Below are 20,807 nucleotides of genomic sequence, written 5' to 3'. Positions count from 1 at the left end.
AAAATATTGCCGCAGGCCGCGAATTGTGCGTATCTCCTGAACCGGGACGGCGTCTTTGCGTCGCTGCGCGGGCGGCTGCGGCGTCCTAGACGGAAGCATTGGCGCGCCTCATGACTGAGCAGAAGCCTACCACGATCAAGAAATACGCAAACCGCCGCCTCTACGACACGGGCACGAGCACTTACGTCACGCTCGAGGACCTCGCCGCCATGGTCAAGCGGGGCGAGGACTTTGTCGTGAGCGACGCCAAGACTGGGGAGGACATCACGCGCTCCGTCCTCGCGCAGATCATCTTCGAGCAGGAGTCCAAGGACGGGCAGAGCCTGCTGCCCATCTCCTTCTTGCGGCAGCTCATCCGCTTCTATGGCGACTCCATGCAGATGCTGGTGCCGAGCTACCTCGAGTTCTCGATCGACAAGTTCACGCGCGATCAGCAGAAATTCCGCGAGCAGATCAATACGGCGCTGGGCGTCGCCGGCCCCTTTGGCGAGCCGACCCGACAGGCCTTCGCCGCGATGGAGGAGCAGACGAGGAAGAACATGGCGGTGTTTCGCCAGGCGCTCAGCATCCTCAATCCGTTCGGCGTCGCAATCGAGGGCGGCGCCCCCCTCCGCACTGATGGCGAGGAGTCGGCCGCTGCCACGTCGCTGACCGAGGTGGACGAATTGAAACGCCAGCTCGCGGAGTTGAACCAGAAGGTGGACAAGCTCAGCGGCTCGGCGAGTTAGCGCGCCGCAGCCCCTGCGAGAAAGCGCCTCAGCCTGCTCAGCCTTCCGCGCTTCCGAAGAAGGCGCCCTGGAAGTAATCGACGCCCCACTCGCGCAGCATGGCCGCCGTCGCCTCGTCCTCGACCCATTCGGCGACGATCTCGAGCTTCAAATGATGGGCGAGCGCAGTCAGCGTGCGCGCGAAGAAGCGGTCATCCTCTGAATTGACGATGTTGCGGATGAAGGCGCCGTCGATCTTGACGAGATCGAAGGCCATCGCCCGCAGATTGCGGAAGGAGGTGTGACCGGAGCCAAAATCGTCCATCGCCATCTTGATCCCGAGCCGCTTGCATGAGGCGACGACATGGCCAGTCGTCTCGATATCCTCGATCATGCTGGTCTCGGTAATCTCGATCGTCAGCCGCTCCGCGACGCCTTGTCGCATCTCCAAGGCGCGGGCGAGACGGTCGGGCCATTCCGGATCGAGCAGGGTTGAGAGCGAGGCGTTGACGGAAAGCCGCAAGCGGGGATCGGCGCTCATCTTTTCCAGAGCCAGATCCAAGACGCGCCGATCGAGCAGCCGAACCAGCCCCGCCTTTTCGGCGACCGGCAAGATCGATCCTGGCGTCACGAGAGAGCCGTCGCCGAGCCGCACCCTGAGGAGAGCCTCGTAGAAGGCCGCCTCGCCGTCCTTGGCGCGCACGATGGGCTGGAGCGCGAGCTCGACGCGGTTCTCATCGAGCGCGGAGACGATGCTCTCGGCGACGCTCAAGGCTTGCATCCGCTGATGCCCGCGGGCGAGGGACGGGCTGAAAGCGGAAAAGCGCGCGCTGGAGCTCTCTCGGGCGGCGTCGAGCGCTTCCTCGGCGTGCTGGAAGAGCATTTGGCTCGAGCGGCCGTGGCGCGGACCAATCACGCCGCCGACGCGGATCGTCGCGGGCACCGCTCCCGCTTTCGTTTCGAAAGGCTCTGCAGCTACGCAGTCGATCAGGCGCATGGCGATGGATTGCATCTGTTCGAGGTCGCACTCGGGCGCGACGATCGCGATCTTATTGCCCGCATGCCGGGCGAGAAGGTCGGAAGCGCGCATGTTGGCGCAAAGACGCCGCGCGAGCCCCGCGATGACCTCGTCGCCGGCGTCGTAACCATAGTTGCGATTGAGCGCGAACAGATTTTCAAGTCCCACCAGAAGCAGCGCGAAAGGCTTGCGGCTGCGTTCAGCCGCTTCGATGAGGCGCTGCAGCTTTTCGGAAAGATGCGAGCGGTTGAGCAAGCCGGTCAGCGAATCGATATGGGCGTGACGCGCGCGGAGCCGCTCGGCGTTGTGGCGCTCCGTGACGACACGCAGCACGCCCTGTGCACGCGCGGGACGACCGTCCGCGCCGCCATACCAGCGCCCGGTGTCCTCGACCCACACCGAACCGGAAATCCCCAGCTCGCGCGGCTGCAGCAGCCCATAGACGAGCTGATAGGGGACGCCGTCTCCTTCATCCCTGTGGTCGGATTTTACGATCGCCTCATATCGGGAGACGACGCTTTCCGGCGAGACGCGATCGCCGAAGGCGATGCCGGAGGAGAGATCGACCTCGCCGAGCGACCCGAGCGTCCGGGGGAGATCTCCCGTCCAGGAAATCCGATCCGTGACGAGATCCCAAACATAAACGAGCTCGCCTATGGAATTGAGCACGGTCTCGATATGGGGGACGACGGTCGGCGGGGGCGGCGCAGGACTCGCCACGCCGACGCGGGGCGGAAGGAGAAATTCCTCGTCGCCCCAAACCGAGGCGCCGTGAAGGGTCGGGTGGCGCAGTTGCATCGTGTTTCCTGGGACCGCTGGAGGGCGAGGCCTCGAAGCTAGGACTTGCGCGTAAAGGAGCCGTTATTTCGGTAGCTCAATTCCGGTCTTTCGCGCGCAAGCCATCAACGGCCGAGCTCCCCCCTCGACCTTATGCAAGCCGTTGCAGCCAGGCCTGCGCCTGCTCGCGCACGTTTTTGGGCGCCGCGCCGCCATAGCTCGTCCGGCTCTCGACGGACTTGTCGACCCCCAGCACCTCGAAGACCTCCGGAGTGATGCGAGGATCGACCGCCGTGAGATCCTCGAGCGCGAGCGCCTCGAGCCCGACGCCGCGCGCGGCGGCGAGCGCGACGAGGCGCCCGGTCACGTGGTGCGCTTCGCGGAAGGGCAAGCCGGCCGCGCGCACCAGCCAGTCGGCGAGGTCGGTCGCGGTCGCGTAGCCCGCGCCGGCCGCCGCGCGCATCGCATTGCGATCGACTGTCATGTCGCGCGTCATGCCGGCGACCGCCGCGACGCAGAGCGCGAGCGAGTCGAGCGCGTCGAAGGCGCCCTCCTTGTCCTCTTGCATATCCTTGGAATAGGCGAGGGGCAGGCCTTTCATCACGACGAGGAGCGCTTGCAGCGCCCCAAAGATCCGCCCTGTCTTGCCGCGCACCAGCTCGGCCGCGTCAGGATTGCGCTTTTGCGGCATGATCGAGGAGCCCGTCGTGAACTTGTCGGAGAGTCCGACGAAGCCAAACTGCGGCGTTGTCCAGAGCACGATCTCTTCGGCGAAGCGCGAAAGATGCATGGCGCAGATGGACGCGGCGGAGAGCGTCTCCAGCACGAAGTCGCGATCCGAAACGCTGTCGATCGAATTCGCTGTCGGGCGCGCAAACCGCAAGGCTTTGGCCGTCATTTCGCGATCGATCGGAAAAGAGGTGCCGGCGAGCGCCGCGGCGCCAAGGGGCGATTCGTTCAGCCGCTCGCGTGCGTCGTGGAAGCGTCCTCGATCGCGCGCGATCATCTCGACATAGGCCAGCAGATGATGGCCGAAAGTCACGGGCTGGGCCGATTGGAGGTGAGTAAAGCCCGGCATCACGGTCGCGGCTTCCGCGAGCGCGCGTTCGGCGAGCGCGCGCTGCAAATCGAGCAGCGCCGCGTCGAGCTGATCGACGAAGTCGCGGATATATAAGCGAAAATCTGTCGCGACTTGATCGTTTCGCGAGCGCGCCGTATGGAGGCGGCCGGCGACGGGGCCAACGATCTCGGCAAGCCGCGACTCGACATTCATGTGAATGTCTTCGAGCCCGCGGGAAAAAACAAAGACGCCGGAGCGGATTTCGTCCTCGATCTGCGCGAGGCCGTTTGTGATGCGCTCAGCGTCCGCGTGCGTGACGACGCCTTGTGCGGCGAGCATCGCGACATGGGCCTTGGACGCCTCTATGTCCTGGGTCCACAGGCGCTGGTCGAAGTCGATCGAGACGTTGATCGCGTCCAGAACGGCGTCCGCCGCGTCACTGAAACGTCCACCCCAGATTTTGCTGGTCATATCGCCCTTTCCGCGGCGTCCACCTGGGAGCTGAAAACGATGAGCGAGCCTGAGCCTTCGGCTCTAACGCGTCACCGCATTACCTTCGCCTTCGCCGCCCTGGCGATCGTCAGCGTCGCGGCGCTTCTATACGTGAAGGGCGGGGAGAGCCGCAAGAAAGCCGGTTCGCAAGTCTGCGCCGCGGCAAAGCCGCTCGCCGCAGCCCTTGCACCGCTCGCCAAAGGCGAGGTCGCCGCGCTCAATGTCGCCGCGGATCCGGAGCCCTTTCCGGCCTTGAGCTTCAACGGACCCGACGGCGCGCCGCTCGATGTCGCGGCCTTCAAGGGCAAGACGTTGCTGCTCAACGTCTGGGCCGCCTGGTGCGTGCCTTGCCGCGCCGAAATGCCCGCGTTGAACCGGCTGCAACAACAGCTCGGCTCTCCGTCCTTCGAGGTCGTCGCCATCAATGTCGACACCTCGCATCTGGAAAAGCCCAAGGCTCTGCTTTCGGAACTCGGGGTGGGCGCGCTGAAGTTCTATTCGGACCCCAAGGCCGAGGTCTTCTTCCGGCTGCGCCAGACGGGCGGACTCACCGGCTTGCCCACGACCTTCCTGATCGACCCGGCCGGCTGCGAGATCGGTCGCATGTCCGGTCCCGCCGTGTGGGACTCGGAAGACGCCGTGAAGCTGATCAAAAGCGCGCTGGGCCAGAAAGCGGAGTAATGGCTCGCATGAATCCGCTTCCTCTTCTGACGGCGGGAGCATGGCTGACGGCACGGGATAAGTCCGGCCACAGGGGCTGGGCTTCCATCGCTCGCTTCCGTTGCGGGCGGCAACTTCTATCGCAGAGAGATCAATAGTTGGCGAAGATCGGGGCGGCGGCGGCGGTGCTGAAGTGATAGTTCAGGCCGGCGCGCACCGAATGAGTGCCGAAGTCGCGGTTTGTTTGCGTTGAGAAGAGGAGGGACGGAGGCCCGGCGAAAGGCCCCACGATGGCCTCGATACTTGCTCCGGTCTGGGTCACGCTGCCAAGTTGTGTGTATAGGTATTCGGCTTTCACCGACCAGTTGTTGCTGATCAGATATTCGACGCCAGCGCCGGCGGCCCAGCCCGCCGAAGTCGTAGAACCGGAGGCGCTTCCAGCAGCCACAGCGCCACTCAAGCCGGAGGCGCTCGCGGCCCAGCTCCTGCTATTGCTGCTCAACCCGCCGAAGGCGACGCCGCCGGTGATATAGGGCAGGAGGCGGCCCAGATCATAACCGAGGCGCAGGCGCGCTGTTCCCAGCCAATCCAGACCCACGTTATTAACGTCGCCTCCAATACCTACGCTGGAAAACCCTGCCCCTGAGCTTGCGTTGTTGGAGTTGCTGTTCGTGTTGGTCGCTGGATCAGCCCAGTCGATATCGACTTCGCCCCCCAGCACCAACCGACTGGACAATTCGTAATTGTATCCGATCTGCCCGCCGACCAAAGCGCCGCCGGTCCGATCCACGCCAATCTGTGTTCCGCTGAAGACCTGAGGACCGGAGACGCCCAACGCGGTGACTGTGACGTCATTGTTGCCGCCGCCGTAGCCGCCGTTAACGCCGACGTAAAACCCCGTCCATAGGAGGGCCGGAGGCGGTGGGACAAGCACTGGCCCTTTTGTGCTGGGGAGATCGGCCGCCAGGATCGGAGCGGCCGCGAGGACCGGCGCGGTGGCCACGGTGTTGAAGTGATAGTTCAGGCCGACGCGCACCGAATGCGTGCCGAAGTCGCGGTTTGTCTGCGTCTGGAAGGCCACGCCTCCAGGCCCGGCAAATCCTACAGGCGCGCTGATGGTTGCTCCAGTCTGAGTCACGCTGCCAAGTTGAGTGTACAGGTATTCGGCCTTTACGGACCAAGTATTGCTGATCAGAAATTCGAGGCCGGCGCCGGCGGCCCAGCCTACCGAGGTGGTTGAACCGGAAGCGCTTCCCGTGGAGATGCTGCCGCCGTCGGTGGAGGCAGACGTAGCCCAGGTGCTATTATTGCTGCTCAACCCGCCGAAGGCGACGCCGCCCGTGATATAGGGCAGGAAGCACCCCAGATCGTAACCGACGCGCAGGCGAGCTGTTCCCAGCCAATCCAGGCCCACGTTGTGAAAGTCGCCTCCAATATTCAATTGGGAGGGAAATTCTCCCCCGGAAATTGCGGTGTTGGAGTTGCTGTTGCTACTGGAAGCCCGATCAGCCCAGTCGATATCGACTTCGCCGCCCAGCACCAATTGGTTGGACAGCTCATAATTGTATCCGATCTGGCCACCGACCAAAGCGCCGCCGGTCCGAGCCGTCCCGTTTGATGTCCCGACACCGACCCCGCCGCTGGGGCTGAAGTCTGATGAGGTAAAGTCATTGCCGCCGCCGCCATAGCCGCCGTTGACGCCGACATAAAAGCCGGTCCACAGGAGGGGCGGGGGCGGCGGGACAAACGCCGGTCCCTTTGTGCTGGGGAGGTCGGCCGCGAAGGCCGATCCGATCGAGAGGGCAGTCGCGAGCGCGACCAAGGACACCTTCGTTTTCATTATCGAATCCTTTAGCTTTCCAAGCTCAAACGCCGCGCGGGAACAGTGAGAGGCGCGAGGACACTCGCGAAGAGTCGACGATCGCAGGCGCCGACCTGGGCGTCATTGCTGAAAGTCAAAAGTTAAGGTCGACGTGTCGATTTTCCGAGTCTGTGACAAATCTGCCACAAATTAGAACTGCGGTCGCACAATACATGCTATGGACGCCTTGAACTCATCCGCAAAGCGCTCGGCCGGAAGGCGAATTAAAGGCTCGCGTAAATGTGGTCGTGGACCACCGGATAGATCTTCGTTTCCCATCTCCGCCCGTTGAAAACGCCGTAATGGCCCACGTCCGGCTGCAAGACGTGGGACTTCATGTAGGGTCGCAGGCCGGTGCACAAATCATGGGCTGCCAGGGTTTGGCCGACGGCGCAAATGTCGTCTCGCTCGCCCTCGACGGTAAGCAGAGCGGTCTTCTTGATGGCTCTCGGCTCGATCAGCCGCCCGCGAAATGACAACTCGCCCCGCGGCAAAGCGTATTTTTGGAACACGAGCTCGACGGTTTCAAGATAGAATTTCGCATCGAGATCCATAATGGCGAAGTACTCTTCGTAAAACTCTCTAATTTGGTTGGCTTTTTGAAAATCGCCTTCCACTCGACTCTTGAAGAGATCGACGAAGGCTTTCGAATGCCGCTCGGCGTTCATGCTCATAAAAGCGGCAAGTTGCAGAAAACCCGGGTAGACTCGTCTTCCGGCACCGCGCAAGGTCCTCGGCGTCACGCCGATCATTTTTTCCTTGAACCACTCGATCGGCTTGGACGTCGCCAGCTCATTGACCTTGGTCGGCGAGATTCGCGTGTCGATCGGCCCCGCCATCAGCGTCAGGCTTGCGGGCAGCTGTGGATCGTCGTCTTGAGACATGATCGCGGTCGCCGCGAGCGCGGGGACGGCGGGCTGACACACGGCGACCACATGCGTTTGCGGCCCAATGACTTTGATGAAGTCGATGAGATGTTGAACGAAGTCGTCGAAGCCGAAAGTCCCATGCTCCAACGGAATGTCCCGCGCGTTGCGCCAGTCCGTGACATAGACCTGATGATGCCGGAGAAGCGTGCGGATCGTGCCGCGCAGGAGCGTCGCGAAATGACCCGACATCGGCGCAACGAGCAAGACGCGCGGATCATTCTCACCGTCCTCGCGGGCAAAGCGTCTCAACCCGCAGAAAGGCGTCGCGAAAATTTCCTTTTCGATCACTTTTGCGCTTGCGCCGGAGTCGGTCACGACCTCGCGAATACGGTAGTCCGGCCGCGAATGCGTGAAGCCCGCGAGGGCGACGATCTCGTAATAGGCCGCCATGCGCCGCAGCGGCGAGGCGAATTGCATCGTGCTCCAAAGCGAAAGGATGCAGTTGGAGTTTGACGCCAACGCGCGGACCGGGTGACTGAGGTCGGCGTAAGCCTGATAGGCGTCATACATCATGCTGTGGAGCAGCCCAGGGTTTGAACGAGGGTTGAGAGGCAAGGCCCGTGCCATAGACGAATGGCGCCGCCTTTGCTAGCAGAAAGCGGAGGAAAACCGATGTCGCGGCCAACGTTAACGATTAGCAGCAAGAATTATTCATCCTGGTCCCTGCGCGGTTGGCTCTTGGCGAAGCTCGCCGGCATTGATTTCGACGAAGTCGCCGTCGATCCCGAAGATCCTTCCGTGCGTGCGGAGCTCTTGTTGTTGTCGCCCTCGATACGCGTGCCGTGCTTGAGATACGACGACTTCAAGATTTGGGACACGCTCGCCATCGGAGAATTTCTCAACGAAATTGCGCCGCAGGCGGGGCTCTTGCCGAGCGACCGATTGGCGCGCGCGCGCTGCCGTTCGATTTGCGGCGAGATCCATTCCGGCTTCACGTCGCTGCGATCGGCCCTGCCGATGAATCTCAAGGGGGATTTTCCGAAGTTCAAGATCTGGTCGAAGGCGCTGGGCGACATCGCCCGCGTCCAAGAGATCTGGCGCGAATGCCTCGAGACGAGCGGCGGCCCGTATCTTTTCGGGAAGTTTGGAATGGCGGACGCGATGTATGCGCCGGTCGCGACGCGCTTTCGCACTTATCATGTGCCGCTCGACGCGCAATGCGAGGCCTATAGCGAGAGTATCTACGCGTGGCCCGCGATGCAGGAATGGATCGAGCAGGCGCTGCAGGAGACGGAGAGTTTCGAGGAGCTGGAAGCCGAGTTTTGATCGAGCCTTTCTTCACTTGCCGGCCTTGGCCCGGCACAGCTCCTCAAATACGCGGCCGCGCTCTTCGAAATTGGCGAATTGCCCATAGCTCGGCGCAGCCGGCGAGAGCAGCAGCAAATCGCCTTTCTGCAGCCGCTGAAAGCAAGCGTCCACAGCCTGGCGCAGATTTTCCATGAGCTGGAATTCAAACGAAGGCGCGAGCGGCGAAAGCTCGTCGAGGATGCGTTTTCCATTCGCGGGCATCAGCGCGACAAAGCGCGGCGGCCGCATCTTCAGATAGGCGTAGAGCTCGGCATAGTTCTGTCCACGGTCCTCGCCGCCGAGAATGAGGCAGAAGGGATGGTCCGCGAAGGTCTTCAGCGCGGCGAGCGTCGCTTCGGGGATCGTCGATATGCTGTCGTCGACGCAGAGCACGCCATCGACGTCGAATTCGCTGAGGCGATGCGGCGGGATCGCGAAGTCGGCGAGCGTTGTCTCGCAAGCCGCAGCATCGAGGCCGAGATGTTCGACGAGGGTGAGCGCGGCGGCGAGATTGGAAAGATTATGCGCGCCTCTGAGCGGGAAATGCTCATGCGCGAAGGGCGCGGCCTCCTTGAGCAGCTTGCCATCCTCGACGCGAAAACCGTCGCCGGCATTATACCAGAGCGTGTTGGGGCGTGACGCGAAGGCTGTGCGCAGTCGCGCATCAGCGCCATTGGCGACGAGCAAGGTTTTCTCGTCAAGCTGAGCCAGGCGGAGCTTGTCGGCGTAATAGCGTTCGACGCCGCCGTGCCAGGGCGCGTGCTCCGGATAGAGGCTCGTGATGACGGCGATCGTCGGCGCGTGCTTGAGGTCGGCGGTCTGATAGGAGGAGAGTTCCAGCACCGTGACGTCATGCGCCGTCTTTTGCGCCAAGGCCGGCACGCCGCCATTGCCGATGAGGCTCGCGTCGAGTCCTGCGGCGCGCAGCATGTGATGGATCAGGCCGGACGTCGTCGTCTTGCCCTTGGTGCCGGTCACCGCAATCGTCTTGGCCTTTGGATTTTCCTCGAACCAGAGATTGGTGACCGAGGTGAAATCGACGCCTCGCTGCTTCGCCGTCTCGACCTCGGGGCGATAGGGGCTGACGCCGGGGCTCTTGATCACCACGTCGAACATCCCGGCGCTGAGGGCTGACGCCGCCTCGGCGCCGATGAGCACGCTTGCGCCTTCGAGCGCCGCGAGCGCAGCGGCCGAGAGCGGGGAGTCGTTCAGCACGGTAATCGCGGCGTCCGGACGATGCGTCTTGATATAAGCGAGCGCCGCGGCGCCTTCCCGCCCCGCGCCCCAGATCGCGATGGATTTAGCTTGGGCCGAGATAGGCATTGAGAAGTCTCTCGTAGCGAAGCGGCAGGCTGTGATCGCGAGCGGGCGTGAGCTGACGGCGCCATTCGTCTTCAAGTCGCGCTGAGAAAGGCTCGAGCCGCGGAGCCAGCGAGCGCAGAATGACGCTGTCCTTCCATTCGGCGCGCGCTGCAAGCTTCAAGACGGCGGCGCAGCTCTCGCCGATCTCGCCGACGCATTCCCAGGGCTTGTGGCCGGAGAGGCCGGTGAGCTCCTCGTAACCGGAGAGCTGCCTCTCCTCGTTTAGGAGATTTTTGCCGAAGATCGCGATCATCCGCTCATAGGGAAGCGTTGTCGCGAGCATAAGAAAAGTGAAGCGGCATTTGGGGCAGTCGCTGCACCAGCGTTCGCTCGGCGCTTCCGCGCGCAGGCGAAAAGCGCGGTTGCAGCTCGTGAAGGCGGCGTCGTAGCGGTCAGCCTTTCCGAAGAGCTGCGCGATATGCAGCTCGGAGAGCGGACGCAGCAGCGAAAAATACTCGAGCGTCGGCGAAACATGCTCGCGGACGTAATGCGCGATCTCGGCCTCTGCCGCCGATGTTTTGCTGAACTGGTGATTGACGGCGACCCCGTCTTTCTCCAGCGTCGCTTCATTCGCGGAGCGCTCGTTGGAAAGCACGACCGCGTCGAAGCCGTGCACGAAGGCCGCCGCGATGGCGATGAAGCTGACGATCGCCGTGATCGGCACATGACCGTTGTAGGCTCCGGCTTCGTTGAGCGCGAAGAGTGCGGGGTCGAGCGTGCGCGTCACCTTGAGGAAGGGCAGGCCGCTCGCCGCCGCGCAGTCGAGGATCGGCTTTTTGGGATTGACGGCGAAGAGGACCATCGGCTCCCCGCCGGCGCGCAGCGCCTCGAGGCTAACGAGCGAATCCTTGCCGCCGCCGATCAGCACGGCTGCGCGGCGGGGCAGGGGCTCGTGGAGGGGCCCAGCAGATACAGACTCCGCCGCCGGCTCGCTGCAAACGAACCGCGCGCGGTCGGAGAGATCCAGATTGTTGCGCACGGCGAACTCGCCGAGCCCGTTCAAATAGAGATCGCGCAGGAACGCCCGTTGCGAAGCGTCGAGCGGCGGCGCCTCGACGACGATCCGCTCCGGGACGAAGGCCTTGTAATAGCTGACGCCGGCGAGCGCGCAGAGGGCGGAGACGGCGGCGTCGAAACTCTGGCGCAATCCGCCCGCGCGCGGCAGCGGCGCATGAAAATCAACCCTCTCGCAAAAGCGCAGGCCGGATTCATATCCGTAATGCAGCTCGACGCGGCCTTCCGCCTCGTGGGGCGTCCAGCCGAGAATTTTAAAGTCGCCGTGCTCGTCTTTCATCCAAGCTTCCCGAGCGCGCGGCGCGCGCAATAGCTCTGACTTTGCGCGTGGCTTACCATGACCAATGCGGCGAAGTCACTGTCTTCGCAGGGTCAGGAGTTTTCCGCGCGACGCGCCGGGTCTCGGCTCGCCGACGCTCACTCCATCCCCAGCGCCGAAAGGTAAAGCCCGAGAATCTCTTCCTCTTCCTCGCGCTTGCCTTTGTCCTGGCGGCGCAGGGAGATGATCTTGCGCATGATCTTGGGATCGAAGCCCATGCTTTTCGCTTCGCCATAGACGTCTTTCACGTCGTCCGCGAGGGCGCGCTTCTCTTCCTCGAGCTTCTCGATCCGCTCGATGAAGGCTTTCAGATGGCCGCCGTCTACCGCGTTGCTGTCCATGAGCGCATGTCTCTTTGAGGGGAAAGCGGGGGCCACAGGAGGCTGCCTCTCGCTGGGACCCCGGCTTGCAACGGGCGAACGCTCGTCGTCAAGCCGTCCAGCGCGGGAGGCCGCGGTTTATCCACTCGCCTCGAGCTTTATCCACGATCTCCGGCGCGGGCGAGAAAGGGCGGAAGCCGGCTTCGCCGCAGGGGGCCCTCCAACCTCCCGGACCGGTCAGCGGGCTGCTGCGACGCCCCCTTGAATTGTCCCCCGCGACGGACGACATTTCGCGGCGAAAGCGAAGGGAAGCATGGCAGAGTTTCACGAAAGCGACCGTTTCGAGCCCGCGCCGCGCCCATTCCCGCCGCCGCCGTCTATACCGCGCGCGGCGTTGGACGGCGTCCGCATGCGCCGTATCATGGCGGTCGCCTTCGACTTCGTCGCCGTGTCGTGCCTCTCGGGGATCGTCTTCGTCGGCCTGCTGTTCCTGAGCTTCGGCATGTCGCTCTTCGTCCTGCCGCCGCTCTTTCCGCTGGTCGCTTTTTTCTACAACGGCCTGACGATCTCCGGACCCGCCATGGCGACGCCGGGCATGCGGCTGATGGACCTCGAGGTCAGGACAATGGCCGGCGGGCCGGCGCCCTTCCTCAATGCTGCGGTGCACGCGGTCCTTTTTTACCTCACGACGCTGCTCCCGCCGCTCCTCCTCGTGTCGTTTATCACGAGCGACAAACGCTGCCTCCATGATATTCTCGCCGATCTGATCGTGCTTCGACGCGCGCGGCCGCCGCTCTAAATAGCTGTATAGCTGTGCTGCGCCTGAGCTTGAGGACTGAGCCCAAGTGACGAGGGAGATTCGCGACGCGCCGCAATTTTATCTGACCGCGCCGGCCCCTTGCCCCTATCTGCCGGGGCGGGAGGAGCGCAAGGTCTTCACGCATCTCGTCGGCCGCCGCGCCGCTGGCTTGAACGATCTTTTGACGCAGTCGGGTTTTCGTCGTTCGCAAACCATTGCTTACCGTCCCGCCTGCGAGGCCTGCCGCGGCTGCGTGTCCGTGCGCGTCGCGGTTCGCGATTTCGTCCCTTCGCGCGGCTTTCGCCGCATTTCGGCGCGCAATGGCGACCTGGCGCTGCGTTTCGTAGCGCCCCGCGCGACGCTCGAGCAATTCGTGCTGTTTCGCGCCTATGTGGAAACGCGCCATGGCGATGGCGGCATGGCCGATATGAGCTTCTCCGATTATCAGACGATGGTCGAGGACAGCCACGTCGAGACGAATCTTGCCGAATATCGCGAGAAGGCCTCGGACCGCCTTCTTGCCTGCTGCCTCACCGATCGCCTCTGCGACGGGCTGTCGATGGTTTATTCCTTTTACGAGCCGGCGCTGGCGCCGCGTTCGCTCGGCGCCTTCATGATCCTCGATCATATCGCGCGCGCCAAGGAGATGAACCTAGCGCATTTGTATCTTGGCTATTGGGTCGAGGGCTCGACCAAGATGGATTACAAGGCGCGCTTCCTGCCGCAGGAGAGGCTCGGCCCTGAGGGCTGGCGACGCGTGGGGTGAGGCGCGTCCGCGCTCTCGCTCGTCGCGTCTTGGAGCTTGACAGGGCGGAGGCTCGCGCTTTATATAGCTGCTCAGTTATATAAATGACAGGCTAATCATGCGGGACGAGCTCAGCGCCACTTTCTCCGCCTTGGCGGATCCGACCCGGCGCGCGATTCTCGCGCGGCTTGCGCAGGGCGAGGCGACAGTCAATGAGCTCGCGGCTCCCTTTTCGATCAGCCAACCGGCGATCTCCAAGCATCTCAAGGTTCTGGAGGAGGCCAAGCTCATCAGCCGCGGGCGGCTGGCGCAATCTCGGCCCTGCCGGCTCGAGGCGGCGCCGCTGCGCGATCTCGCCGGCTGGCTCGAGACCTACCGTCGCTTTTGGGACCAAAGCTTCGATCGTCTCGACGCTTATCTCAAGGAATTGCAAGCAGGGGATCCCGATGGGACTCGCAACTAATCTCGCGCACGCGCCGCTCGTCGTCTCTCGTCGCTTTGCGGCGCCGCCTGCGCTCGTCTTCGACGCTTGGCTCGACCCCAAGGCTGTCGGGAGATGGCTGTTCTCTACGCCGGGCGGAGTCTCCGCGCATGTCGAGATTGATGCGTGCGTCGGCGGCGGTTTCGCAATTCACGAGCGGCGCGACCAATTCCTGGCGACGCATTTCGGCAAATATCTCGAGCTCGTCCGCCCGCATCGAATCGTCTTCACATTCGGAAACAGCAAGGACGGCCCGTTCAGCTTGGTGACGGTGCAAATCGAAGCCGACGGCGCGGGAAGCCTTCTCACGCTCACACATCATCTCTTGCCGGATTGGACCGCAATGGATGCGAGCGTGCGGGCCGGCTGGCAGAGCGCGCTCGAAGGATTGGCGCGCGCGATCGGCGAAGAGAGCCAAGGCCACACGCTCATCATGCATCGAACTTTCCAGGCGCCGCGAATCCTCGTTTGGAAGGCCTGGACGGAAGCCGATCATCTGCATCGCTGGCTGTGCCCTTCAGGCTTCACTGTTCTGTTTGCCGAAAATGATTTGCGCGTCGGCGGCGTCTGGCGCTCGGGCATGCGCTCGCCAGATGGCGAGGAGTTCATTCATTGCGGCGAATATCTCGTTATCGAAACGCCATCGCGGCTCGTCTTCACACATCGATGGGAGAGGAATCGCCTCGAGCCGGTGGCGAATACGAAGATCACCGTCATCCTCAATGAAAATGGCGCCGCGACGCAGATGATCTTCATCCACGCGGGTCTCGCGACAGAGGAATCGGCTTGCTCGCACCGGCAGGGCTGGACGGGCGCATTTGAAAATCTGGCGCGGATAACAAGCGAGGCGGTCTCGCATCTTCCGGATTCGCGTCAAGCTGGGGAGAGATAAAGATGCCGAATACGGTTCGCCTGCATCGCGTCCTGGCGACAAGCCCTGAAAAGGCTTATCGCGCGTTCCTAGAGGCGGACGCCTTGGCCAAATGGTTGCCTCCGAACGGCTTCACAAACACTGTACATCATCTGAGCCCGGAGGTCGGCGGCGCCTTCAGGATGTCATTTCGGAATTTTACCACTGGCGCCGGCCACTCGTTCAGTGGCGAGTATATCGAGCTCGTGCCCAACGAGCGCATTCGGTACACGGATAAGTTCGACGATCCTAATCTGCCGGGTCTAATTCAGGTGACGGTGACGCTGCGGAAAGTGTCCGTCGGCGTCGAGCTCAATATTGTGCAGGAAGGCATTCCAGACGCCATACCGCCGGAAGCCTGCTATCTCGGCTGGCAGGAATCGCTGCAAAATCTGGCGAGGCTCGTCGAGCCGGAAATCAATCAATAAAGCGCCCTCCCGCACGGCCTCCCGCAGTTCCCCGCAAAGCGCATAGCGCAACGAAAGGATAGATCATGACCACGCAGAACACGTTCCTCGCCATTTTCCTCGGCAGCAAGACCAGCCCGAAAATGGCGGCTTGGAACGCTCTCTCTGAATCGGAACGGCAAAAAAAGGCGCAGGAGGGCATCGCGGCGTGGCGCGCCTGGGTCGAGAAACATCAGCAGGCCATTGTCACGATGGGCGGGCCGCTAGGAAAGACGAAGAAAATCTCCGAGAGCGGGATTGAAGACATCAGCAACGCGTTGAGCGGATTCACTGTCGTCAGCGCTGAGTCGCACGAGGCCGCTGCAAAGCTCTTCGAAAATCATCCGCACTTCGCCTTCTTCCCCGGCGAATCCGTCGAGGTGATGCCCGTGCTGCCGATACCGGGCGAGTAACGGAAAGGGCGCGCCATGTGGATCACGGTTGAAAGCACGGTCGCGGCTTCAATTGACGACGTTTGGCGCGCCTACAGCAGCCCGGAAGCCATCACGCAATGGAACGCGGCGTCCGACGATTGGCATACGACCGCTGCAACGGTCGACTTGCGCGAGGGGGGCCGTTTCTCCTCGCGCATGGAAGCCAAGGACGGCAGCATGGGTTTCGACTTTGCCGGGACCTACACCAAGATCGTCGCGCCAAGGCTCATCGAATACGCCTTCGGCGATCGAAAGGCTGAGGTTGAATTCACCGAGACGCCGGAGCGCGTAAACATGCGCGTGACCTTCGACGCGGAGACGGCGCATCCGATCGAGCAACAGCGCGACGGCTGGCAGGCAATCCTCGACAACTTCGCTCGCGATGCCGAAAGATCATAAAAAGGAGAGTTCTGATGCTCATTTTTTTCGCTCTTCTCGCCGGCGTACTCGGCGCGCTCTTGCTCTACGCATCGGTGAAACCGAACGCATGCCAATTCTCGCGTTCGATTCACGTGTCGGCGCCGCCAGAGAGAATCTTTCCGCTGATCGACGATTTGCGGGCCATGAATGAATGGAACCCTTTCGTGAAGGCCGATCCGAAGATCAAGCTCGCGTATAGCGGTCCTCCGAACGGCGTCGGAGCCGCCAATGATTTCGAGGGCGACAGCCGAGTTGGCGCGGGTCGCGCGGAGATTGTCTTGTCGGAGTGTCCGTCCAAAGTGGTCTTGGCGCTGCGCATGGATCGCCCCATGAAGTGCCAAAACCGCGTGGAGTTCTCGATCGCGTCGAGCGAGAACGGATCGGACGTCACCTGGGCGATGAGCGGCAAGCAGTCCTTCATGGGAAAGCTGTTCAGTGTTTTCGTCAACACTGAGAAAATGGTCGGGGGCGCGTTCGAGAGAGGTCTCGCCGATTTGAAGGCCAGGGCCGAAGCCTGATCAAAAAGGAAACACGCCAATGACCCCGACGCAAAAAGTCCGCCCCTGTCTCTGTTTCGATACCGAGGCTGAGGAAGCCGTCAATTTCTATGTGTCTCTCATTCCCAACTCACGCATTCTCGAAATTGCGCACTATGGCGAAGCGGGGCCGGGAAAGCCCGGCTCCGTGCTGATGGTGAGCTTCGAGCTCGGCGGCGTGCAATATCTCGCCCTGAACGGCGGGCCAGTCTTCAAGTTCACCGAGGCGATCTCCCTGTCCGTCGATTGCGCCGACCAGGAAGAGGCGGATCGCCTCTGGGAACGGCTCGGCGAAGGCGGGAGCTACAGCCGCTGCGGTTGGCTCAAGGATCGCTATGGCTTGTCATGGCAGATCGTTCCGGCGGCGTTTCCCAAGCTGATCTGTGGCCCGGACAAGGCCGGCGCCCGGCGCGCTATGGAAGCGATGTTGCAAATGAGCAGGCTTGACGTAGCCGCGCTCGAGGCGGCCTATCGCGGCGCTTGAACGGTTAGATCACGCTGAGCGCGAAATGCCGGTTTCCACTTTTTCGCGTCGCGCTTTAGGGCTTTTCACTCGGCCGGTTGCGGCACGCTTGCCGGCGCCCGACGCGGGGCGCCGACGCGCAGCCTTCGGTCCGCCAGGGAAAGACCTCCGCCCAAGGCCATGACGAGGGCGCCGATCCAGATCAGCGTGACGAGCGGCTTGTAGTAGAGCCTGACGTCGACGCCGCTGTCCTCATGAAATTCCCCCAGCGCCGCGTAAACTTGGCCAAAGCCGAGGGTCGCGATGCCGGCTTCGGCGCGTGTCATCTTGCGCGTGGGATAGGAGCGCTTGCCGGGCTCGATCCGCGCAACGGGCTGGCCGTTGCGCTCGATCTGCATGACCGCGAAGCTCTCGAAATAATTCGGTCCGCGCCGCTCCGCGAGCGCCTCCAGGCCGACTTTGTAAGGGCCGAGCGCCACGGAATCGCCGCGCCGCATCGTCGTGATGTTCTCCACGCCCCAACCCGTCGCAGCGAGGCCAAGCAAAGTCAGCCCGAGCCCGGCATGCGCAAAGGCGGTTCCGAAAGCCGAGAGCGGCAGGCCGAGGAAGCGCGAGAGAGCGGCGCGAGGGGTCCTTGCATTTGCGAATGCGCGCTGCGTGAGCTCGATCAGCGCCCCGACGATGACATAGATCGCGATCGCCGCCGCGATGGCCGAGAGATAGGGCGCGCCATGGGAGGCCCCGAAAAATCCGAAGGCGAGCACGCCGAGGAAAAAGGCCAGCCGCAGCCGCTGCAAGGCGCCCGGCAGATCGCCGCGCTTCCAGGAGAGCATCTGGCCGATGGGCATGAGCAGCGCGAGCGGTAGCGCGATGGGGATCAGCACCGTGTTGAAGAACGGGGCGCCGACCGAAATCTTGTCGCCGGCAAGCGCTTCGAGAGCCAGGGGATAGAGCGTGCCGACGACGACCGTCGCGCAGCAGACGGTCAGCAGCAGATTGTTCAGCACCAGCGCGCCTTCGCGCGAGATCGGCGAAAACAGCCCGCCTTGCGGCAGGGCGCCGGCGCGTAACGCGAAGAGCGCGAAGGCGCCGCCGATGAAAAGCACGAGGATCGCAAGAATGAACACGCCGCGCTCGGGGTCGCTGGCGAAGGCGTGCACCGAGGTCAGCACGCCGGAGCGCACGAGGAAGGTGCCGAGCAGCGAGAGCGAGAAGGCCAGGATCGCCAGGAACATCGTCCAGATCTTCAGCCCCTCGCGCTTTTCCATGACGGCGGCGCTATGGAGCAGCGCGGTCCCGGCTAGCCAGGGCATGAGCGAGGCGTTCTCGACCGGGTCCCAGAACCAGAAGCCGCCCCAGCCCAGCGTGTAATAGGCCCAGTAGGAGCCCATCGCGATGCCGAGCGTCAGGCTGATCCAGGCGAAGAGCGTCCAGGGTCTCGCGAAGCGCGCCCAGGCCGCGTCAATTCGACCGCCGATCATGGCTGCGGCGGCGAAGGAGAAGACGATCGAGAAGCCGACATAGCCGAGATAAAGCAGCGGCGGATGGATCGCGAGGCCGGGGTCCTGCAGGATCGGATTGAGGTCGCGTCCCTCCCAGGGCGCCGGTAAAACGCGCTCAAAAGGGTTAGAGGTCAATAGGATAAACAGCAGAAAGGCCGCGCCGAGGAGACCCTGAACGGCCAGCGTGTCGGCGCGCAGCCTTAGGGGCATTGCGGGCGTGAACAGCGCGATCAGCGCGCCGCAGAGCGACAGCACAAGGACCCACAGCAGCATGGAGCCCTCGTGATTGCCCCAGACGCCGGAAATCTTATAGATCAGCGGCTTCGCCGAATGCGAGTTCTCGATCACATTGGCGAGCGAGAAGTCCGAGACGACATGCGCATAGGTGAGCGCGCCGTAGGAAAGCGCGATCAGCAGGAATTGCACGATCGCCGCCGGACGCGCGACGCGCATCAGCGCCGACTCGCCGCGCCTTGCGCCGACAAAAGGGACAATCGCTTGCGCCAGAGCGATCGCGAGGGCGAGGATGAGCGCGAAGTGACCCGTCTCGACGATCATTCTGCGCTCACTTTTTTTCTCCCTGCCACACGCCCTGCTTTTTCAAGGCGTCGGCCACCTCGCGGGGCATGTAGCGCTCGTCGTGCTTGGCGAGCACATTGTCTGCTCGAAAGCCCTCCGGCGTGACGACGCCTTCGGCGACGACGCCTTGTCCTTCACGAAAAAGATCCGGCAGCAGGCCGACATAGGAGACCGACACGTCATGGGCGTTATCGGTGACCGTGAAGCGCGCCTCGCCCCCCGCGCCCTTGACGAAGGAGCCGGGCTTGACGAGCCCGCCGATGCGCAGCCGTGTCCCGGCCGGCAGCTTCTTTTCGACGAGCTCGGTCGGCGTGCGGAAAAACACGATGTTCTCGCGCAGGGCGAAGAGCGCCAGCGCGAGCGCGAGGCCCAGCGCCGCGAGCGCGCTGACGATTAAGACGAGTCTTTTGCTCTTGCGGGTCATCGCGCAGTCTTCTCCGATACGCCGAGTTCGCGCGCCAGGCCATCGACGCGGGCCGCCTCGGCGGGCTTCGCGGCGAGCGCGATGCGCGCGTCGGCGAGAGTGGCCGTCGCTTTCTCATGCTCGCCTAGCACCGTGTAAGCGCGCAGAAGCTTGAGCCAGCCTTCGACGTCGTCGCCCTGTTGGGCGAGACGTCCCGCCAATCGATCGACCATGCCGCGAATGGTCGCCATGCGCTCATTGTCTGGCAGCGCCGCCACGGCCTCGGCAGCGGCGCCCGCGGGCGCCTCGCGGCTGAGCGCCTGCAACTGACCGCTGATGATCTCGCGATAGGGCGCGTCGGGGGTCGCCGAGGCGATGAGACGCTCCCAGATTTCTCTCGCCTTATCGGCGTGTCCCTGTTGTGCGGCGGCGAGACCCAGATAATAGCCGGACATGGGGTCGCCTGGCGCGATGCGCGCGGCCGCCTCAAAGTGACTTTGCGCCTCGTCGGTGACCCGGCCTTGCGCGGCGACGACAAGGGCCTCTCCGAGGTCGTCATGGCGTTCGGGCGTCTCGACGAGCAGGCGCAGCGCCTCTTCGCGGGCGTGGATCGCTTCGTCATAGCGACCGGCGCGCAGATAATAGGGCGCGACGACCTCGAAGCCGCGTCCGTCGTTCGGGTGCTCCGCGAGATGCGCCTCGATGCGCGCGACCGCCTTGGCGAGGTCGGGCGAGGCCGCCGCGGCCAGCTCCCGACGCGCCTCGAGCGGGGCATCGGGAAGCCCGACCGCGCCGACCTTCAGATAAAGCGCGAGGGCGAGGAGCGGGATGAGCGTGGCGAGGCCGATCGCCGCCGCGGGCCGAAGCCGCTTTGAGCCGCCCGGCGCCGGCGCTCCTGAACCTTCGTCGCTACGCAATAGGCGGCGAGCCGCCTCGAGCCGAGCCGCCTCGGCGTCGTCGGCGCGAAGCCGGCCCTCGGCGCGTTCGCGCTCGATCTCGGCGATTTGCCGAGCATAAAACACCCGATCGCTTTCGCCGGGATCGGGTTCCGCGCTCTCGAAGGCGAGCGGCGTCAGGAGCGCAAGACAGGCGACGCCGGCAAGAAACGCGAAGACAACCCATATCATGCGTGGCTTCTTAGTGCCTTGGGCCGCTCATGGGAAGCGGAACTCGCCGTATCGCCGCCTTGGGGGGGGGGCATGGGGCGACGCATGCTGTTTAGTCCTTGATAACCCTAGAAGAAGAAATGTCAGCTTGGGCGTTGGTTTACACCGGGCCGTCAA

Annotated in this window: 22 protein-coding genes; 12 read left to right on the top strand and 10 right to left on the bottom strand. The window is 63.4% G+C overall.

All coding sequences use genetic code 11. The features are described from left to right. The first annotated feature begins 110 nt into the window (after positions 1-110). Positions 111-728, top strand: a complete 618-nt coding sequence (gene phaR, locus QMG80_RS16730; RefSeq protein WP_085773449.1) for a polyhydroxyalkanoate synthesis repressor PhaR — start codon at positions 111-113, stop codon at positions 726-728. 37 nt (positions 729-765) lie between these two features. Here the strand turns inward: phaR and QMG80_RS16725 are convergent, their stop codons facing one another. Next, on the bottom strand, positions 766-2,523 hold the full coding sequence (locus tag QMG80_RS16725; protein ID WP_085770213.1) for a putative bifunctional diguanylate cyclase/phosphodiesterase: 1,758 nt from the start codon (positions 2,521-2,523) through the stop codon (positions 766-768). A 130-nt stretch (positions 2,524-2,653) separates the two neighbouring features. Further along, complete coding sequence (gene argH, locus QMG80_RS16720; RefSeq protein ID WP_085770212.1) at positions 2,654-4,033, bottom strand: argininosuccinate lyase; 1,380 nt, start codon at positions 4,031-4,033, stop codon at positions 2,654-2,656. Positions 4,034-4,072: 39 nt separating this feature from the next. Here argH and tlpA point away from each other — a divergent pair, with 39 nt between their 5' ends. After that, positions 4,073-4,735 (top strand): thiol:disulfide interchange protein TlpA, encoded by a 663-nt coding sequence (gene tlpA, locus QMG80_RS16715; protein WP_085770211.1) that lies wholly within the window; start codon positions 4,073-4,075, stop codon positions 4,733-4,735. A gap of 130 nt (positions 4,736-4,865) precedes the next feature. Here tlpA and QMG80_RS16710 read toward each other — a convergent pair whose 3' ends face one another. Beyond that, on the bottom strand, positions 4,866-6,554 hold the full coding sequence (locus QMG80_RS16710; RefSeq protein WP_085770210.1) for an outer membrane protein: 1,689 nt from the start codon (positions 6,552-6,554) through the stop codon (positions 4,866-4,868). A 245-nt stretch (positions 6,555-6,799) separates the two neighbouring features. Continuing rightward, on the bottom strand, positions 6,800-8,017 hold the full coding sequence (locus QMG80_RS16705) for a polyhydroxyalkanoate depolymerase (RefSeq protein ID WP_199769061.1): 1,218 nt from the start codon (positions 8,015-8,017) through the stop codon (positions 6,800-6,802). Positions 8,018-8,116: 99 nt separating this feature from the next. Between QMG80_RS16705 and QMG80_RS16700 the strand changes: the two genes are divergently transcribed. Then, complete coding sequence (locus QMG80_RS16700; RefSeq protein ID WP_085770208.1) at positions 8,117-8,770, top strand: glutathione S-transferase family protein; 654 nt, start codon at positions 8,117-8,119, stop codon at positions 8,768-8,770. Between the two features lie 12 nt (positions 8,771-8,782). On the opposite strand, the gene murD is transcribed toward QMG80_RS16700, so the two are convergent. From murD to QMG80_RS16685, 3 genes are all read right to left on the bottom strand, one after another. Continuing rightward, positions 8,783-10,114 (bottom strand): UDP-N-acetylmuramoyl-L-alanine--D-glutamate ligase, encoded by a 1,332-nt coding sequence (gene murD, locus QMG80_RS16695; RefSeq protein ID WP_085770207.1) that lies wholly within the window; start codon positions 10,112-10,114, stop codon positions 8,783-8,785. After that, positions 10,092-11,447 carry a MurL-like N-terminal domain-containing gene (locus tag QMG80_RS16690; protein ID WP_085770206.1) on the bottom strand — a complete coding sequence of 452 codons (1,356 nt, stop codon included), beginning with the start codon at positions 11,445-11,447 and terminating at the stop codon, positions 10,092-10,094. The genes murD and QMG80_RS16690 overlap by 23 nt, the downstream gene beginning before the upstream one ends. Positions 11,448-11,584: 137 nt before the next feature. After that, positions 11,585-11,827, bottom strand: coding sequence for a DUF2312 domain-containing protein (locus QMG80_RS16685; RefSeq protein ID WP_085770205.1), 243 nt, complete (start codon positions 11,825-11,827; stop codon positions 11,585-11,587). Positions 11,828-12,119: 292 nt separating this feature from the next. On the opposite strand from QMG80_RS16685, the gene QMG80_RS16680 reads away from it, so the two are divergent. The 9 genes from QMG80_RS16680 to QMG80_RS16640 all read left to right on the top strand — a co-directional run bounded on the left by QMG80_RS16680 (position 12,120) and on the right by QMG80_RS16640 (position 17,061). After that, complete coding sequence (locus QMG80_RS16680; RefSeq protein WP_085770204.1) at positions 12,120-12,605, top strand: RDD family protein; 486 nt, start codon at positions 12,120-12,122, stop codon at positions 12,603-12,605. A gap of 46 nt (positions 12,606-12,651) precedes the next feature. Further along, complete coding sequence (locus tag QMG80_RS16675; protein WP_085770203.1) at positions 12,652-13,371, top strand: arginyltransferase; 720 nt, start codon at positions 12,652-12,654, stop codon at positions 13,369-13,371. Positions 13,372-13,468: 97 nt separating this feature from the next. Then, entirely contained in the window at positions 13,469-13,813 is a 345-nt protein-coding gene (locus QMG80_RS16670; protein ID WP_085770202.1) for an ArsR/SmtB family transcription factor, read from the top strand. Further along, positions 13,797-14,723, top strand: a complete 927-nt coding sequence (locus QMG80_RS16665) for an SRPBCC family protein (protein WP_085770201.1) — start codon at positions 13,797-13,799, stop codon at positions 14,721-14,723. The genes QMG80_RS16670 and QMG80_RS16665 overlap by 17 nt, the downstream gene beginning before the upstream one ends. A 2-nt stretch (positions 14,724-14,725) precedes the next feature. After that, positions 14,726-15,169 (top strand): SRPBCC family protein, encoded by a 444-nt coding sequence (locus QMG80_RS16660; protein WP_085770200.1) that lies wholly within the window; start codon positions 14,726-14,728, stop codon positions 15,167-15,169. Positions 15,170-15,234: 65 nt separating this feature from the next. Continuing rightward, entirely contained in the window at positions 15,235-15,600 is a 366-nt protein-coding gene (locus QMG80_RS16655; RefSeq protein WP_085770199.1) for a YciI family protein, read from the top strand. Positions 15,601-15,615: 15 nt separating this feature from the next. Beyond that, positions 15,616-16,020 carry an SRPBCC domain-containing protein gene (locus tag QMG80_RS16650; protein WP_085770198.1) on the top strand — a complete coding sequence of 135 codons (405 nt, stop codon included), beginning with the start codon at positions 15,616-15,618 and terminating at the stop codon, positions 16,018-16,020. Positions 16,021-16,034: 14 nt separating this feature from the next. After that, positions 16,035-16,559 carry an SRPBCC family protein gene (locus QMG80_RS16645; RefSeq protein ID WP_085770197.1) on the top strand — a complete coding sequence of 175 codons (525 nt, stop codon included), beginning with the start codon at positions 16,035-16,037 and terminating at the stop codon, positions 16,557-16,559. Positions 16,560-16,578: 19 nt separating this feature from the next. Beyond that, complete coding sequence (locus tag QMG80_RS16640; protein ID WP_085770196.1) at positions 16,579-17,061, top strand: VOC family protein; 483 nt, start codon at positions 16,579-16,581, stop codon at positions 17,059-17,061. A gap of 65 nt (positions 17,062-17,126) precedes the next feature. Here QMG80_RS16640 and QMG80_RS16635 read toward each other — a convergent pair whose 3' ends face one another. The 3 genes from QMG80_RS16635 to ccmI are packed head-to-tail and all read right to left on the bottom strand — an operon-like array spanning position 17,127 to position 20,651. Beyond that, a complete protein-coding gene (locus QMG80_RS16635; protein ID WP_085770195.1) occupies positions 17,127-19,100 on the bottom strand; it encodes a heme lyase CcmF/NrfE family subunit in 1,974 nt (657 codons plus the stop codon). Positions 19,101-19,107: 7 nt separating this feature from the next. Next, the gene (gene ccmE, locus QMG80_RS16630) at positions 19,108-19,545 is read right to left on the bottom strand and encodes a cytochrome c maturation protein CcmE (RefSeq protein WP_085770194.1); all 438 of its coding nucleotides are present in this window, start codon (positions 19,543-19,545) and stop codon (positions 19,108-19,110) included. Continuing rightward, positions 19,542-20,651: a c-type cytochrome biogenesis protein CcmI gene (gene ccmI, locus QMG80_RS16625; RefSeq protein WP_085770193.1), complete on the bottom strand. Its 1,110-nt coding sequence runs from the start codon at positions 20,649-20,651 to the stop codon at positions 19,542-19,544. The genes ccmE and ccmI overlap by 4 nt, the downstream gene beginning before the upstream one ends. Positions 20,652-20,807 lie beyond the last annotated feature (156 nt).

It is taken from the genome of Methylocystis bryophila (assembly GCF_027925445.1).
Lineage (GTDB): Bacteria > Pseudomonadota > Alphaproteobacteria > Rhizobiales > Beijerinckiaceae > Methylocystis > Methylocystis bryophila.
This window is presented reverse-complemented; position numbering and strand designations above follow the sequence as displayed.

What these genes read in the sequence shown, in the direction of transcription:
- QMG80_RS16645 (WP_085770197.1), top strand. Translation starts at nt 16,035, where the DNA reads ATGCTCATTTTTTTCGCTCTTCTCGCCGGCGTACTCGGCGCGCTCTTG.
- QMG80_RS16690 (WP_085770206.1), bottom strand. Translation starts at nt 11,447, where the DNA reads ATGAAAGACGAGCACGGCGACTTTAAAATTCTCGGCTGGACGCCCCAC.
- QMG80_RS16680 (WP_085770204.1), top strand. Translation starts at nt 12,120, where the DNA reads ATGGCAGAGTTTCACGAAAGCGACCGTTTCGAGCCCGCGCCGCGCCCA.
- QMG80_RS16685 (WP_085770205.1), bottom strand. Translation starts at nt 11,827, where the DNA reads ATGGACAGCAACGCGGTAGACGGCGGCCATCTGAAAGCCTTCATCGAG.
- QMG80_RS16660 (WP_085770200.1), top strand. Translation starts at nt 14,726, where the DNA reads ATGCCGAATACGGTTCGCCTGCATCGCGTCCTGGCGACAAGCCCTGAA.
- ccmE (WP_085770194.1), bottom strand. Translation starts at nt 19,545, where the DNA reads ATGACCCGCAAGAGCAAAAGACTCGTCTTAATCGTCAGCGCGCTCGCG.
- QMG80_RS16665 (WP_085770201.1), top strand. Translation starts at nt 13,797, where the DNA reads ATGGGACTCGCAACTAATCTCGCGCACGCGCCGCTCGTCGTCTCTCGT.
- QMG80_RS16705 (WP_199769061.1), bottom strand. Translation starts at nt 8,017, where the DNA reads ATGATGTATGACGCCTATCAGGCTTACGCCGACCTCAGTCACCCGGTC.
- murD (WP_085770207.1), bottom strand. Translation starts at nt 10,114, where the DNA reads ATGCCTATCTCGGCCCAAGCTAAATCCATCGCGATCTGGGGCGCGGGG.
- QMG80_RS16650 (WP_085770198.1), top strand. Translation starts at nt 15,616, where the DNA reads ATGTGGATCACGGTTGAAAGCACGGTCGCGGCTTCAATTGACGACGTT.
- tlpA (WP_085770211.1), top strand. Translation starts at nt 4,073, where the DNA reads ATGAGCGAGCCTGAGCCTTCGGCTCTAACGCGTCACCGCATTACCTTC.
- QMG80_RS16640 (WP_085770196.1), top strand. Translation starts at nt 16,579, where the DNA reads ATGACCCCGACGCAAAAAGTCCGCCCCTGTCTCTGTTTCGATACCGAG.
- argH (WP_085770212.1), bottom strand. Translation starts at nt 4,033, where the DNA reads ATGACCAGCAAAATCTGGGGTGGACGTTTCAGTGACGCGGCGGACGCC.
- QMG80_RS16670 (WP_085770202.1), top strand. Translation starts at nt 13,469, where the DNA reads ATGCGGGACGAGCTCAGCGCCACTTTCTCCGCCTTGGCGGATCCGACC.
- QMG80_RS16635 (WP_085770195.1), bottom strand. Translation starts at nt 19,100, where the DNA reads ATGATCGTCGAGACGGGTCACTTCGCGCTCATCCTCGCCCTCGCGATC.
- QMG80_RS16700 (WP_085770208.1), top strand. Translation starts at nt 8,117, where the DNA reads ATGTCGCGGCCAACGTTAACGATTAGCAGCAAGAATTATTCATCCTGG.
- QMG80_RS16655 (WP_085770199.1), top strand. Translation starts at nt 15,235, where the DNA reads ATGACCACGCAGAACACGTTCCTCGCCATTTTCCTCGGCAGCAAGACC.
- QMG80_RS16710 (WP_085770210.1), bottom strand. Translation starts at nt 6,554, where the DNA reads ATGAAAACGAAGGTGTCCTTGGTCGCGCTCGCGACTGCCCTCTCGATC.
- QMG80_RS16725 (WP_085770213.1), bottom strand. Translation starts at nt 2,523, where the DNA reads ATGCAACTGCGCCACCCGACCCTTCACGGCGCCTCGGTTTGGGGCGAC.
- ccmI (WP_085770193.1), bottom strand. Translation starts at nt 20,651, where the DNA reads ATGATATGGGTTGTCTTCGCGTTTCTTGCCGGCGTCGCCTGTCTTGCG.
- phaR (WP_085773449.1), top strand. Translation starts at nt 111, where the DNA reads ATGACTGAGCAGAAGCCTACCACGATCAAGAAATACGCAAACCGCCGC.